Source organism: Actinokineospora sp., from assembly GCF_052390155.1.
In the GTDB taxonomy this organism is placed as follows: Bacteria; Actinomycetota; Actinomycetes; order Mycobacteriales; family Pseudonocardiaceae; genus Actinokineospora.
On the sequence record NZ_JBQTHF010000066.1, the window covers coordinates 64,070 to 79,144 of the forward strand.

At 74.0% G+C, this 15,075-nt stretch carries 10 protein-coding genes; 8 read left to right on the forward strand and 2 right to left on the reverse strand.

The window, feature by feature from the left end:
* Positions 1-7: 7 nt before the first annotated feature.
* Positions 8-1,747 (reverse strand): BTAD domain-containing putative transcriptional regulator, encoded by a 1,740-nt coding sequence (locus ACT4N7_RS22570; RefSeq protein WP_444830817.1) that lies wholly within the window; start codon positions 1,745-1,747, stop codon positions 8-10.
* Between the two features lie 87 nt (positions 1,748-1,834).
* Here ACT4N7_RS22570 and ACT4N7_RS22575 point away from each other — a divergent pair, with 87 nt between their 5' ends.
* From ACT4N7_RS22575 to ACT4N7_RS22605, 7 genes are read left to right on the forward strand one after another with little or no spacing between them, the layout of a single operon-like run.
* Positions 1,835-2,521: a response regulator transcription factor gene (locus ACT4N7_RS22575; RefSeq protein WP_444830818.1), complete on the forward strand. Its 687-nt coding sequence runs from the start codon at positions 1,835-1,837 to the stop codon at positions 2,519-2,521.
* Positions 2,518-3,771: a sensor histidine kinase gene (locus ACT4N7_RS22580; RefSeq protein ID WP_444830819.1), complete on the forward strand. Its 1,254-nt coding sequence runs from the start codon at positions 2,518-2,520 to the stop codon at positions 3,769-3,771. The genes ACT4N7_RS22575 and ACT4N7_RS22580 overlap by 4 nt, the downstream gene beginning before the upstream one ends.
* A gap of 47 nt (positions 3,772-3,818) precedes the next feature.
* Positions 3,819-5,711 carry a fibronectin type III domain-containing protein gene (locus ACT4N7_RS22585; protein ID WP_444830820.1) on the forward strand — a complete coding sequence of 631 codons (1,893 nt, stop codon included), beginning with the start codon at positions 3,819-3,821 and terminating at the stop codon, positions 5,709-5,711.
* Positions 5,708-5,935, forward strand: coding sequence for a hypothetical protein (locus ACT4N7_RS22590; RefSeq protein WP_444830821.1), 228 nt, complete (start codon positions 5,708-5,710; stop codon positions 5,933-5,935). The genes ACT4N7_RS22585 and ACT4N7_RS22590 overlap by 4 nt, the downstream gene beginning before the upstream one ends.
* Positions 5,932-6,891 carry an AAA family ATPase gene (locus ACT4N7_RS22595; RefSeq protein WP_444830822.1) on the forward strand — a complete coding sequence of 320 codons (960 nt, stop codon included), beginning with the start codon at positions 5,932-5,934 and terminating at the stop codon, positions 6,889-6,891. Before ACT4N7_RS22590 ends, ACT4N7_RS22595 begins: the two co-directional genes overlap by 4 nt.
* Positions 6,892-6,893: 2 nt before the next feature.
* Positions 6,894-8,042 carry a DUF58 domain-containing protein gene (locus ACT4N7_RS22600; protein ID WP_444830823.1) on the forward strand — a complete coding sequence of 383 codons (1,149 nt, stop codon included), beginning with the start codon at positions 6,894-6,896 and terminating at the stop codon, positions 8,040-8,042.
* The gene (locus tag ACT4N7_RS22605) at positions 8,042-10,216 is read left to right on the forward strand and encodes a transglutaminase family protein (RefSeq protein ID WP_444830824.1); all 2,175 of its coding nucleotides are present in this window, start codon (positions 8,042-8,044) and stop codon (positions 10,214-10,216) included. The genes ACT4N7_RS22600 and ACT4N7_RS22605 overlap by 1 nt, the downstream gene beginning before the upstream one ends.
* A gap of 209 nt (positions 10,217-10,425) precedes the next feature.
* On the opposite strand, the gene ACT4N7_RS22610 is transcribed toward ACT4N7_RS22605, so the two are convergent.
* Complete coding sequence (locus ACT4N7_RS22610; RefSeq protein WP_444830825.1) at positions 10,426-14,133, reverse strand: hypothetical protein; 3,708 nt, start codon at positions 14,131-14,133, stop codon at positions 10,426-10,428.
* A 247-nt stretch (positions 14,134-14,380) separates the two neighbouring features.
* On the opposite strand from ACT4N7_RS22610, the gene ACT4N7_RS22615 reads away from it, so the two are divergent.
* On the forward strand, positions 14,381-14,584 hold the full coding sequence (locus ACT4N7_RS22615) for a hypothetical protein (RefSeq protein ID WP_444830826.1): 204 nt from the start codon (positions 14,381-14,383) through the stop codon (positions 14,582-14,584).
* Positions 14,585-15,075: the final 491 nt, after the last annotated feature.

Here is a 15,075-nt window from a genome sequence, read left to right on the forward strand (position 1 = left end):
TCCCTCCTCACGCGACTCTCGGCCCGGCGGCCGATTCGGAGCGGTCCGCGCGCGGCGCCGCGCACGCCAGATCGCGAACGAGCGGATGCAGGCCGTAGCGGTCCGGCGCGGACTGGGTCAGCAGGTGTCGGTCGAGCAGGTCCTCCAGGACCCGGTACGCCTGCGGCTCACCGGTTCCGGCGGCCTCGGCGGCGGCCGCGACGTCGATCTCGCCGGACAGCGCGGCCAACACGGCCAACATCCGCCGCGGCGGCGCGTCGAGCGTGCGGCAGTACTCCGCGAGCCGGGCCGTCGCCGCGCTCAGCTCGGCCGCGCGCCCGCCGTCCTCGGCCAGCCGCGCGACGAGCCTGCCCACCGTCCACGTGGGACGGCCGCGGAGCCGGGCCGCGGCGGCCCGCAGCGCCGCGGGCAGCCCGCCGCACAGCCGCACGACCTCGGCGACCGCGTCCGGCTCGGCGTCGGCCCGCCAGTCCCCCGCGACCGCGCGGAACAGTTCGGCGGCCTCCTCGGCGGCGGGCGGGTCGAGGGTGATCGCGCAGACCCCGTCGAGCGCGGGCAGCGCGCCGCGGGCGGTGACCAGGACCAGGCAGCCGGGGCTGCCGGGCAGCAGCGGCCGCACCTGCTCGGCGCACACCGCGTCGTCGAGCACGATCAGCAACCTGCGGCCGACCAACTCGGCCCGCCACAGGGCGGCCCGCGCGGCCAGGTCGCAGGGCAGGTCCTCGTCCCCGACACCGACCGCGCGCAGCAGCCGGTCGAGCGCGACCGCGGGCGACAGCGCGCCGCGCAGGTCGAGGTGGAGCTGTCCGTCCGGGTAGTCCGGGGCGAGCCGGTGCGCCAAGTGCACGGCCAGCGCGGTCTTGCCGACCCCGGGCATGCCGTCGATCACCGCGACGGGCACGCCGCCCGCCCGCGCCAGCGCGTCGAGCCGCGCCACCTCGGCGGCGCGGCCGGTGAAGTCCGGCACGTCGCGGGGCAGGTCACGGCGGGCGGGCCGGGTGCGCGCGGCACCGCGCAGCGCCGCCCGGTGCGCCGCGGCGAGATCCGGCCCCGGCTCGGCCTCCAGCTCCCCGATCAGCACCGCGCGGGCGCGCTCGTGCACCGCCAGCGCGGCGCCGGGCCTGCCCGCCTGGGTCAGCACCCGCACCCAGCGGGCCCACGGGCCCTCCCGCAGCGGGTCCTCGTCGGTCAGCGCGCGCAGCAGGTCGACGGCCTCGCGGACGCGGCCGAGACCGGCGTAGGTGTCCGCGAGCGACTCGCGCAGCTCCCGGTGCAGCTCCTCCAGCCAGGCGACCACGCCCGACCCCGAGTCCACCGGCAGGCCGTCGAACGGCCGCCCGCGCCACAGCTCCAGCGCCGCGGTGAACAGCTCGGCGGCGGCGGCCCCGTCCCCCCGCGCGAGGGCGAGCCGGGCGTCCGCGGCCAGCGCCTCGGCCCGGTCACCGTCCAGCTCGCCCGGGTCGACACGGAGCCGGTACGCGCCCGGCCTGCTGTCGATGCGCGGCCCGTCGACCGGGTCGGGCAGGGCCCGGCGGAGTTGCCAGATGTAGGTCTTGAGGTTCGCGTCTGCCGAGGTGGGCGCGGCCTGTTCCGGCCAAGTCGCCTCGATGAGCTGCTCAGTTCGCACCCAGGCGTTAGCGTGCAACAGGAGGGTGGCCAACACGGCCACCGGCTTCCTCGCCCGCATGTCCACCACACCGCCCGGGGCGTGCGCCTCGACGGGCCCGAGTACACAGAACAGGACCACCGGATCACCTCCGTCCATCGCGACCGGGGCGGCGCCCACCACGCCGTGACGCATACGATCGGCCCGGACACATGAGGTTTCGATGACATGAGGCGCACGGTGCGGGTGATGGTGGTCGAGGACGACGAGGATCTGCGGGTCGCCGTGTCCGCCGAGCTGCGCTCAGCCGGGCTCGACGTCGACTCCACCGCCGACATCGCGGGCGCGGACTCCGCCCTGCGCCACGGCCACTACGACTGCGTCGTGTTCGACCGGATGCTCCCCGACGGCGACGCGATCGACTACGTGCACGTGCGCAGACAGCACGGGTGGGGCGTGCCGGTGCTGTTCCTGACCGCGCGCGACAGCGTCGCCGACCGCCTCGCCGGGTTCGCCCACGGCGGCGACGACTACCTGGTCAAGCCGTTCTCCGTGGCCGAGATGACCGCACGGGTGCACACCCTGTGCAGGCGCGCGGGCAGCGGGCGCCCCTCGGTGCTGCGCCACGCCGACCTGGAGGTCGACTGCGCGCGCCGCGAGGCCCGCCGCGCCGGGGTGCTGCTCACCCTGTCGGACAAGGAGTTCGCCGTCCTGGAGCACCTCATCGTGCGGGCCGAGCAGGCGGTGGCCAGGGCCGAACTGATCGAGCACTGCTGGGACGCCGCCGCCGACCCGATGTCCAATGTGGTCGATGTGGTGGTCAAGCGGCTGCGCCGCAAGCTGCGCGAACCGGAGCTGATCCACACCGTGCGCGGCCGGGGCTATCGCCTGGCGGCCGCGGACCACGGCCCATGACCCGCTCGTCGGCCGATCGGCTGCGCAGGCTGCGCCTGCTGCTCACCCTGTTGTTCACCGTGATGAACGCGACAGGGTTGATCGTGTTCTCCTGGCTGGTCATCAGCGCGGACACCGACCAGCGCGAGCAGCGCCTCGACGGCGAGCTGCGCCGGGTCACCTCCACGGTCAACCGGCTGGTCCAGATCGACGGCGCCATCGTCACCGCCTACATCGGCGAGGACGAGCTCAACGACCAGTGTCCCCAGTTCGCGGTGCTGCCCGGCAGCGCGGGCGAGTTCCCCGGCCACTTCAGCGACAAGACGTGCGTGCCGGTCGACCCGGCGGTGCTGGGCGGTTTCGCCGTCGACGCGGCCGACTCGGGCACGCTGCTCTACGGCTACTCCCGCGGCACCGGGGGCCAGCTCGTCCGGGTCGGCGTCGAGCCGTTCCTCAACGACGCGGGCCAGTTCGTCGGCGCGGTGGTCGCGGTGAGCGACGCCGAACCGGCCCAGGCCGAGCACACCAGGCTGATGCTGCTGGTGGCGGGAAGCTGCGCGGTACTCATCGGCGCCCTCGCCCTCGCCGGGCACCTGCTGTCCGGGCGGGCGATCCGGCCCGCGGCCGCGGCGCTGGAGCAGCAGGAGATCCTGCTCGCCGAGACCGCGCACGACCTGCGCACCCCGGTCGCCGCGCTGCGGGCGCTGGCCGAGACCGCGCTGCGCAACCCGGCGCAGCGCGCCGACCTGCTGCCCCGCACGGTCCGGCTGGCCTCGCGGATGGGGTCGATCATCGACAGCCTGCTCGTGCGGGCCCGGCTCGCCGCGGGTGTCGACCAGCTCGCGATCCAGCCGGTGTGGCTCGACCAGCTCGTCGTGGGCGTGGTCGAGGAGACACCGGCGGACGGGGCCAACGTGACGGTCACCGCGGCGCCCACAGCCGTCCTCGTGGACCCGACCCTGGTGGAACGGGCGATCGGCAACCTGCTCGACAACGCCCTGCGCTACGGCCGCAGGCCGCACGAGACGGCCATCGTGCACATCACGGTGGCCAACGGCAGGGTCACCGTGGCCGACCACGGACCCGGAGTGGACGGCGAGCTGGCCGGGGAGGCGTTCGACCGTTTCCGCACCGGCAGCGGCTCGTCCGGGCTCGGGCTGTCGATCGTGCGGTGGGTGGCGCAGGCGCACGGCGGCACGCTCAGCGTCTACAACGCCGACGAGGGCGGGGCCATCTTCGAACTCGCGCTGCCGGTCGCCGACGGGTACTGAAATCCCGAATGGACCACTTCTGTATCGGATGGCCTACTGTAAGTGCCGTGAAGCAGAGGACTCCACAGGGGCCGTCCTCCTCGGGGAAGCGGGCGGGGGTCGCCACGATGCGGGTGTGGCGTGCGAAGGTGCCGGTCGTGCTGGTGGTCATCGCGTGCGTGACGGCGGTGACGGCCGCGGTCACCGGCGCGGCGAAGCCCGTTCCGGGGCTGCAGTTCCTGCCCCCGGGGCACTGGGTGTTCAACGTCGCGTTGCAGTCGGTGTTCCACATCGACGGCGCCACGACGAACATCGACGCGCAGACCGCGATCCCCGGCGACCCCGGCAGCCAGGTGGTCCAGGGCGACACCAGCAGCTACGTCGTCGGCCGGACCAGGATCTCCGAGTTCGGCAAGTCCAACCTGACCGTCGAGCAGACAATCACCCCGCCCAGCGACGAGGTGCCCGTCGCCGTCGAGATCGCGGGCGGGCCGTACCTGGTGTACCGCAACGCGGGCCAGGTCGTGCGGCTCGGCGACCCGTCGGTGACGCTGGCCGCGGGCGGCGTCCTCGGCGACCCGGTCGCCACCAGCGACGGCACCCTCTGGCTCTACCGCACCAGCTCCGGCCTGCTGTGCAGGCTGCCCCGGGGCGCCGACCGGATCTCCTGCCCGGTCCTGGTCCCCAACAGCCACGCGGGCGCGCTGTCCGTCGTCAACGACCGCCCGGTGTTCGTGGACACCTCGGCCGACACGCTGCACACCGTCGGGGAGAGCACCCTGGGCGACGGCAAGCCGCTCGGCGTCGACGCCCCGGTCACCTCCCGACTGGCGTCCACCGACGTGTCCGGCCGGGTCGCCATCCTCGACGCGAAGAGCAACAAGATCCACCTGGTCGACCCGGCGCCCGCCGCCAAGCCGGTCACCGTGGCGCTGCCGACCGGCGACTACGACGGTCCCGCGTCGACCGGTGCCGTGGTCGCGGTGGTCGACCGCACCACCGACACCCTGCTGACCTACGACGGCGACGGCAAGAAAAAGGAAGCCAAGCAGATCCCGCGGGAATCCGGCTCCCCGCGGCTCACCCGCGGCGAGGACTCCCGGGTCTATGTGGACGGTGCCGAGGGCAAGCACGTGCTGGTCGTGGACCGCGACGGCGAGATCGCCGACGTGCCGATCACCAGCCGCAAGCGCGGCAACAACGACTGGAAGCCCGAGGCCGCGCCGCCGGACAAGCCGACGCCGCCGACAAGCACCGCTCCCCCCGCGCCGCCGACGGAGTCGCAGCGGCCGGAGCCGTCCGCGGCACCCGCCCCGCCGACCACCACCGCACCCGCCCCGCCGCCCGTGCGGACACCGCCCGCGGCCAAACCGCCGAAGCCGAAGCCGCCCGCGCCGGTGCCCGCCAGCCCGCCGGGAGCCCCGCCCGGCGTGTCCGCCACGGCGGACGTCGGCTCGGCCACCGTCACCTGGCGCCCGGCGGCGGACAACCGCTCACCGATCACCCGCTACACCGTGTCCTGGACGGCGAGCACGGGCCAGACCGGATCGCTCACCGTAGGCCCGGGCGCCCGGGCTGCCACCGTCCCCGGACTGGCCAACGGCGTGCGCTACGTGTTCACCGTGTCCGCGACAAACGCGGCGGGCCGAGGCCCCGGCGCGTCGGCAAACCCGGTCACCCCGGTCGGTGCCGCCGCGGCTCCCCCGACTCTCACGGTGCTCTACGACGCGGAGAACAACAGCGCCCTGGTGAGCTGGCAGGCGCCGAACATGGGCGGTGGCCAGTTCGTGCACTACCTGGTCAGCGTCACCGGCCTGCCGGACGACACCGCGCGCGGCAACTCGCTCATCTACGCCCGGCTGCCCGCGGTCGCCAACCTGACCTTCACCATCCGCGCGGTCACCCGGACCCCCGGCGGCCAGTTGCTCATCGGAGCGCCCGCCTCGCGGACGGTCCGGTGAGCACCCCCGCGACACCTCGGAGCATCTCGGCGTCCCACACGTTCGAGCCGTTTGCCAGCGACTGGGGTAACTTCAGCGAGAGTTCGACGACGCGCACCGGCGCGAACGGGTCGGTGACCTTCGAGAACATCCGGTTCGACGGCCCCGACCAGACCGTGTGGGTCGTGGTGAGCACACCGCAGGGCCAGGTCGAATCCAACCACTGCTATCGGGAACCCAGTTGAACCAACCATCACCAGGCGAGGTCTACGAGCGGATCTCGCGCAACGTCCAGGCCGTGGTCCGCGGCAAGCCGCAGGTCGTGCGGCTGGCCATCGCGGCCCTGCTGGCCGAGGGGCACCTGCTCATCGAGGACGTCCCAGGGCTCGGCAAGACAACGCTCGCGCGCTGTCTGGCCCGCAGCATCGGCGGCACCTGGAACCGCATCCAGTTCACCCCCGACCTGCTGCCCGGCGACATCACCGGCGTGCAGGTCTACCACCAGAACGTCGAGCGGTTCGAGTTCCACCGGGGCGGCATCTTCGCCAACATCGTGCTCGCCGACGAGATCAACCGCGGCACCCCCAAGACCCAGTCGGCGCTGCTGGAGGTCATGTCCGAGCGCACCGTCACGGTCGACTCGGTCCCGCACGAGGTGCCGCGGCCGTTCCTGGTGGTCGCCACCCAGAACCCGATCGAGATGGAGGGCACCTACCGGCTGCCCGAGGCCCAACTCGACCGGTTCCTGATGCGGCTGGCGGTCGGCTATCCCGACCTGGACGCCGAAGTCCTGGTGATCATGAGCGACTGCGCGGGCGTCGGCCCCGACGAGCTGTCCCCGGTGGTCGACCTGGCCGCGCTGCGGGCCGCGGTGGCCCAGGTCCGCGTCGCGCACGTCGACCGGGCGATCATCGAGTACGCGGCCCGGCTGGCCAGGGCCACCCGCGAGCACGTCGCGCTGCGCCACGGCGCCAGCCCGCGCGGCAGCATCGCCCTGGTGCGGGCGGCGCAGGCGGTGGCCGCGACCTACGGCCGCGGCTTCGTCACCCCGGACGACATCAAGGAGGTGGCGCAGCCCGTCCTGGCCCACCGGCTGATCCTCACCTCCGACGCCGAGCTGAACCAGCGGCGGACCGCCGACATCGTCGACGAGGTCCTGGCGGCGACCCCGGCACCGGCCATGAGCAGCACGGTGGCCTAGGAGTGACCCGATTGACCCGGCGTGGCGTCGCCGTGCTCGTCGCCGCGGTGGTCGCGTTCGCGGTGGGCGAGTGGGCGGGCTACGCGGTGCTACGCGCCTTGGCGGGGGCCGCGCTAGGTGCCGTGGTGGCCGCCGTGGTGATCACCACACGCAGGCCGAACGTCACCGTGACCAGGGAGGTCTACCCGGACCGGGCGCAGCGCGGCAAGGCGGCGTTCGCCCGGCTGCGGGTGCACAACACCGGCACCCGGCGGCAGACGGGCTTCACCGCGGGCGACCAGGTGGGCCGCGGCTTCCACGCGGTGACCGTCCGCGCCCTGCTGCCCGGCGCCGAAACCGTGCACCACTACGAGCTGCCCACCGGCCTGCGCGGGCGCCACGAGGTCGGCCCACTCACCCTGGAACGAGTCGACCCGCTCGGCCTCGGCCGCAGCAGGCTCACCACCGGCGACACCGCGACCCTGTGGGTGCACCCGCGTACCCACCCGGTGCGCGCGCTGGTCGGCGGGCACCCCCGCCACCACCACGAGGGCCGCACCACCGACGACTCCCTGCACGGCTCCCTCGACCTGCGCGACGTCCGCGAATACGTGGTCGGCGACGAGGTGCGCCACCTGCACTGGAAGGCCACCGCGCGCACCGGCAGGCTCATGGTCCGCGACTACGTCGACCCGAACCAGCCGCGGTTCACCGCCCTGTTGGACACCCGCCGCGAGCTGCTCACCGAACAGGTGTTCGAGGAAGCCGTCGACCTGGCCGCCTCCCTGTCCACCGCCTCCGCGACGGCAGGCCACCGATCCAGGCTGGTCACCACCTGCGGCGCCGACATCCGCACCCGGGGCGGCCCCGGCGCGGTCCGCCGCCTGCTGGACGAGCTGTGCGAGCTGGGCCCGGCCGCGGCCACGGGCCTGCCGCTGGTCCCCGTGGCCCTGAGCCGAACCAAGGACCGCGGCGGCTGCCTGGTGGTGGTGCTGGCGGGCGCGCGTCCCGCGGACCTCGCCGCGCTGGCCGCCCTGCGTCCGCACTACTCCACCACGATCGTCGTGGTCCTGGGTGCCGGATCCCCCGATCTCCGGGTACCAGGCGCCCGTGTGCTGCACGCCGCGGACGCCGCCGACGCCGCGCGGCGCTGGAACGCGGTGGTCGCCTGATGTCCCGGATCGCCGTCGCGTGTGTGCTCGCCGCCACCGCTGTCGCGGGGCTGCTGTTCGAGCCCGTGTTCGGGCTGTGGGCGCTGGTCCTGCCGATCGCCGTCGTGGTCCTGGCCTGTGCCGGGGCGGCCGAACTGTGCGCGCGGGTGCCGCGACTCGGGCCGTGGCGGCCGGTGCTGGCGCTGGTCGCGGGTCTGCTCGGGCTGGTCGAGGCCCTGTTGTGGGACACGACGGTCGCGGGCCTGCCGACGGGTGACACCGTGCGCGCGCTGGTCGCCGGGGCGGTCGACTCGTGGCAGCTCACCCTGCAGTCGACGTGGCCCGCGCGGCCGGACGCCGAACTGCTGCTGTTCGTCCCGCTCGCCGTACTGGCCGCGGCGGTGCTCGGCGTCGAACTGCTGCGCAAGCCGCTGGTGGCGCTGCTGCCGAGTCTCGCGCTGCTCGGGCTGAGCCAGGCGTACGGCGCGCTCGGCGGGCCAGTCGCGACGCTGGCCGCGCTGGCGTACGCCTCGATCGCCGCCGCACTGCTCGTGGCCACCCGACCCCAGCGCGACCTGCCGTCCCCCGGCATGCGGGACCGCGGCGGCAAGCGCGCCGTGGTGGCGCTGCTGATGGTGGCGCCGACCGTGCTGCTCACCGTGGCCGGGGCCCTCGCCGCCGCGACCGTCGACCCGGCCGGGCGCCCGGCGTACTCGCTGCGCCAGAACCAGTCGGCACCGCCGCCGCCCGCGCGGGTCGCCAACCCGATCAACGAGGTCGCCGTCCGGCTGCGCCGGCCCACGACCCCCGTGTTCACCTACACTTCCGCCGAGCCGGTCGACCGCTGGCGGCTCGTCGTGCTCGACACCTTCGACGGCGCCACCTGGCGCACCGAGAGCCGGTACCGGCGGATGGGCGCCACGCTCGAACCCGCGCCCGCCGTCACCGTCCCGACAACCCTGCGCGCCGCGCGGGTGACGCTCACCAGGCGCGAGGGGCCATGGGTGCCGAGCCAGGCGCTGCCCGCGTCGGTGACCGGCGTCGCCCCCCTGATCGACGAGGCGTCAGGCGTGCTGTTGGTACCCGAGCCCACCGGTCCGGTCGAGTACGGCGTGACCTGGCGGGAACCCCGGATCGAGGACGTCGACCTCGCCGATTCCGCGATCGACGCGCGCGCGGCCGCCGGGTTCGGCGGCGTCGGGGTCATCCCGCCGGAGGTCGGCGACCTGGCGCGCACCGCCGTGGCCGGGATGCGGCCGTCGTTTCGGACCGCGCTGGTGCTGGAGCGCTACCTGAGTGCGAACTACAAGGTGGCCACCGGTTCGGACCTGCCCACCGGCAGCGGCTGGCCGCAGCTTCGCGAGTTCCTGCTGGAGACCAAGCGCGGCACCAGCGAACAGTTCGCCGCCGCCTACGTCGCCCTCGCCAGGATCCTCGGCATCCCCGCCCGGCTCGCCGTCGGCTACCGCGCCCCCCGCGCAGCGAGCGACGGCCAGGTCGTGGTCCGCAACGGCGATGTCCTCGCGTGGCCGGAGGTCGCCGTCGCAGGCGTCGGCTGGGTCCCGCTCGACCCGGGCGGCACGGCGGCCGAGGCGGGCCCCGCGGCCGGTCTGGCCGAGGTCACCGCGAAGGCCCGCGCCCAACTCCCCCCGCCCGAGGATCTGCGCGACCCCGACGTCCCCGCCGACGAACCCGACGCCCGCACCACCGCCGCCGACGGCGATGGGATCGCACTGCCCCTGGCCGCTGTCGGGATCGGACTGCTCACCCTGCTCGTCGCCTGGCTCATCGGCGTCCCCCTGCTCAAGGCGATTCGCGCCTGGCGCCGCCGCCGCGCTCCCGGCGCGCGCGGCGTCATCGGGGCCTGGTCGGAAGCCCGCGACCGACTCCGCGCCCACGGCGTGCCGTTCACCGCGGGGATGACGGTGCGGGACTTGGCCGCGGCCGCGGGACCGATCGCCGACCAGTCCATTGTGGATGGCCTGGACTCGCTCGCGGGCACGGTGGACACAGCACTGTGGTCAGGCGGCGCCGCGGATGCCACCACGGCCGACGCGGCCTGGGGAGCGGTCCGCGCGGTGCGCAAGGGTTTGGCGGGCAGGCCACTGCTGGAGCGAGTCCGCGCAGCCATCGACCCCCGCACCCTGCTCCCCGGGCGTCCCGTGTCACCCTTCTCGGCCATCCGCACCCGGTAACCGATGACGGCTAGCCGCGATTCGGCGAGCCACTCGCGGCCACTGTTGGCGGCCGCGCAAGATCGCACCCCCAAGCGGCCGGGCCGGACATCACCAACCCACCCCAGCCACCAATTCGCGGCACGACTCGGTGGCTGGGTGGATCGTCCTGGGCTACGTCGACGGTCTCGCGTTGCGCCTGGCCGCCGGATAGCGATAGCGGTCCGGCGTCACGGGAAGTTGATCGGTAGGCCCGACTCCGCGAGCAGGTCGCGGTAAGCCTTGATGGCCGCGGTGAGATCGTCCCGCGCCACCCCGTGCGGTCTGGCGTTGCCGGTTCGCTCGGCGTGTTCGGCGAAGAGGCGCACCCGGGCCGCCAACCGGCCGATGTCGTCCAGGGCGGTGAGCCGGGCGGGCAGGGTCGACCATGGCCGCGGTTCGACCCACAGGCGCTGGGTCGCGCGCTCCACCGCCGAGGCGATGAACGCCGGATAGCGCGGGTCGGAAGGCAGGACGATCACCGGAATGGCCGACTTCAGCCGGGCCTTGACCTCCGCCAGCAGCGCACGCAGCCGCGGTGGCCGACGGGGCGCGGGATTGGCCTGTTGCTGCGCCGCCGCGAGTTCCCGCTGCAGGAACTCGTGCACGAAGCGTCCGGTCGCCGCCGCGGCGGCGGCCTGCCGGTCTTGTTCGGAGCCGCGTTCGACTTCGGTCTTCGCGTCCCCGGCGAGCAGTTCGGCGCGCTTCTGCAACCACTGCGCCACCGACGACAGCGACTCGCCGCCCGCCGCGGCGGCGGTGGCCCCGACGACGAATCCGGGCAGCCCCAACACCTCGGCCAGCACACTCGCCACACCGACCGCGATGCCACCGGGAACCGATGCCTTCACCACATAGGCACCGAGCGGCGGCATCCCCGGCGGACGCTCCGCCAACGGCCGCGCAGGCGCAGGCTCCGCGGCCCGCCTCTCCGACGACTCCGATTGTTGAGTCCGGTCTGGTTGCGCCTGGTCTGATTGCGGCTGGTCTGATTGCGGCTGGTCTGATTGCGGCTGATCTGGTTGAGTCCGGTCTGATTGCGGCTGATCTGATTGCGGTGTGGCCGGTGCCGAGCCGGGATGCAGCCAGCCCCGCAGCAGGTCGACCGTCCGGCCGCGCAGCGATGACCGGATTCGCCGTTGCTCGGCGACCAACCGCTCGGCTTCCTCGACCTGCCGGTTGGCCTCGGCCAGCAGCAACTGCGTCAGTTCCCACTTGCGGACGTGGTCCTCGGTCTGGTCGCGGGTGGCATCGAACGTCTCGCGGTCGGTGGCAGCGGCCGTGTCGATCCGGTTCCACGCGCGGTCGACGAACGCCGCCGCGAGGGCGCCCGCGATCGCGCGGCTCGCGCCGAGGATCAGGTTGTCGCTCTGCAGCGCCAGCTTTCCGAGCAGATCCGGCGCGATCTTGTCGGCCGCCCCGGCGACCTGACGGGCGACCTGCCCGCCGCCATCGGCGAGCCCGCCGATCAGGTACGTACCCAGCCCGGGCTTGCGGGTAGCGCCGTCCGAGTCGTCCGCGGGCGCGGTCGGCAACTCCGTTCGGGCGGGAAGCATCCCCCTGAGACGGTCGATCCGGTCCATCAGCCCGTGCAGGTCGGCGGCGAGCGCCGCCTCTAGCGCGGCGTCGCGGGCGGCGAGCGCGGCGGCCTGTTCCTCCGCCTGCGCGAGCAGGGCGACGTGCTCCCGCCGCGCCTTGTACCGATCCGCGAGCGGGACGAGCGCCGCCGCGGCCGTCACCGCGGCCCACGAACCGAGCGCCAACACCGGCGGCACCCCGAGTGGGATGAGCGACGTGATCGCCGACGATCCCACGAACCCGGGCACGGCCCGACGCACCACCGACGCCCACCACGCCGGGATTCCCGCCGGACGTTCGCCTGCCTGTCGCGGCTCCGCGGGTACCAGCGCCTCGTCAACGACGACGTCGTCGTTGGCCCGCGCGAGCAGCGAGTCCAGCACGGCCTTGCGCTGCTGCCCCTGCTCGTGCGCGCGTCGGCTGCCCTCGAACTCGGTCAGCTCCTCGAACGCGGTCAGCTCCCGGACGGCGAACCACCGTTCGACCACGCCCGCCGTCAGCGCCTGCACCGCGGCCCCCGCGGCCACCCCGATCCCGACCATCGGACTGACCGAGAACCCGAGCACCACACTGGCGCCCGCGCCCGGTGTCAGGTCGGTGGCGAGCTTGGTGTTGACATACGCGCGCCAGCTCGGCAGCCCGTTCGGGTCCGCGGGCGCGCCACGCGGACGGGCGCGCCGCTCGACGATCTCCGCCACGTCCGGCGACAGCAGCGCGGTGCGCTGTCGCGCCGCCGCTTGGTCCGGGTGCAGGCCGAGGTGCTCCATGAGCGCCCGCATCTCCGCGCGCAGGTACCTGCGGCGCAGTACTCGCAGGCGTCCCGCTTCCCGTTCGGCGCGGTCGAGCGCGCGCAACTCGGCCTCTCGACCCCGGTCGTGCGGGGACAGTTCCAGCCGGTCGCCGGGCTCCCGCGCGGGGGTCAGCACGTCGCTGTCGACGGTGTTGCCGCCGAAAATCTGGCTCAGCTCGGCGATCTCGTGGGCGAGCGCCCGTGCGATGACATCGGTCGTGGCCCGATCGGCCACCCGGATCACCGCGCTGCGCGCCGCACTGTCCACAGTGAACACCGCGACCTCGCCGCCGGGCACCGGCCCGGATTCCAGGCGGACAACGAAAGTACGGCCGTCGCGCATGGTCACCACGAAGGAGCCGTCCGACGCGCGCACGATCCGGTTGACGCCCGCGTCCTCGGCGACACTCGGCAGCGCGGCGCGCGCCTCACCGTCCACAGTGAACGGATCGGCGACCCGGCGGCCCTGCCCGAACCGCGAGTTCGGCACCTGCGCGGCCGCACCGTCCGTCGGGGACAGTGCGCCGAGGACGCGGCCCTCGACATAACCGGGAGTGGCCTGCGCCATGTCGTAGTGCACGATCCTGACCCCGCGGGGCCTGCCCGCGGAATCGAGGTCCGGGTAGACGGCGGCGTACTCGACCTTGTTGGCCTGCAACGCTTCCAGGATCGAGTCGGCCACCGCGCGGCCACCGTCGAGCTGGGCCGCGATCGGCGGCCGACCCGGGCCCGGCACCGGCCTGCCCCGCTCCAGCGGCCCGACGAACTCGTCGATGAAGGGCTTCGCGGCCGTGTACCGCGGCCCGGCCTCCCCATCGCGGCCGGCGACGATCTCGGCGACCTTGCGAACATAGTCCGGGTGACCCTGCTCGTAGCGTCGATCGTCGTTACCCCAGCGTGACCCGATCTCGCCGTGCACGCTCTTGGCCTCGATGATCACCCAGCCGGCGACCGTGCCGTCGGCCACGCGGACGTAGAGCTGGTCGAAGGTGCCCGCCCCGGTCTCCGCGGTGTACACGCGGAGGATCTGCTCCCCCGGATAGCGGGCGGACAGTACCTGCAGCATGTGCTCGGCGTACACCTCGCCGAAGTGCTCACCGGGCGTAGTGCGGTTGTGCCAGTCCTCGGTGGTCCAGGTCAGGTCTTCGAGCAACTCTGGACTGATGTCGAGCGCGGGATCGGCATTGCCGGTGAACGGCAGCGACTCGGTTGCCAACACCGCTCCGGGCACCGGCGTGTCCTGGACGGCCTGCAGCACGTGGTCCTGGCTCGCCCGGACCATCGGCACGACGACCTGCGCGGGGGCGCCGTTGGCGTCGAGCACGGGGAAGGTCGCGGTCCGGGATCGCCGGTTGACCGTGACGGTGCCGTCCGCGGTGGTGTACGGGGCCTTGTAGTAGGTCTTGCGCAGCAGACGTGCGGCCGGGGTGAGCGCGCCGTGCTCGTCGGTCGCGTTCATCGCGTCGACCAGTGCCTGCTGGGCGCGCTTGTGGAACTGCGGGTCGGCTTGGGTGACCACGACCGTGGCCACGGTCGCCGCTGGTGGAACCGTCCGCGCGGGCGGTGCGCCAACCCGGGTGTGAGTCGGTTGGGGAGAGTGCGCCGATGGTCCGACCGCTTGAGTGTCGGCTGTCTGGTTTTCGGCCGCTTGGGATTCGACCGCGCGGGGGGTCGCGGTGGTGTTCAGCGGCGAGGTGGGCGCGCCGGGACCGGTTGTCGGGGATGCGGGTGGGGAGGTGGATACGGGGGTAGATGGTGAAGAGGTAGATGGTGAAGAGGTGGCCGGGGAGATCGTGCGCGGCGGTGCCGCGGTTCCGGTGCCGGTCGGGACCGGGGTCAGTGGGGCGGAGTCGGCGGGATCAGTCGGGCTGGTGCTGCTCGGGCCGCCGGTGCTGCTCGGGCCGGTACTGGCGGTGTTGGTCGGGCCGGTACTGGTCGGGCCGGTACTGGTGGTCGGGCTGGTCGGAGTGGCCTGGCTCTGACCGGAGGGATGGGCGGGGCCGACCGGGCTGGTGGGACCTGCCGGGTTGGGACTGTTGGGGCTGACACTGGGACTGGTCGGGATAGCGGTGCTGGTGGCCGGAGGGGGTCGGTGTCCGTTGGAGCTGTCCCCGGCGACCGGGGCGGAGGTGATGGGAGGCGCGGCCGGGCGGCCTGGTGTGGCCGAATTGCCCGCGGCGGTCGCGCCTACTGCGGTCGCGCTGGCGTTGGTGCCTGCGGCGGTGCTGGCGGTTGTCCCTGCGGCCGTGGTCCCAGTGGCGGTCGTGCTGGCGTTGGTGCCGGTGGCGGATGCGCCTGCGGCGGTTGTGCCTGCGGCGGTTGTGCTGGTGGTCGCCTGGGCGGCCGGGCCAATCTGGGGTGCGCCCCCGGGCCCCGGGGGGCGTCCCGGCGCGGGGGGCGGCGGGTTGACGGGTCCGGGGGGACCGGGACGGGGGGACGCGCCGGGGGGCGCCCGGGGAGCGGGGGGGGGGGC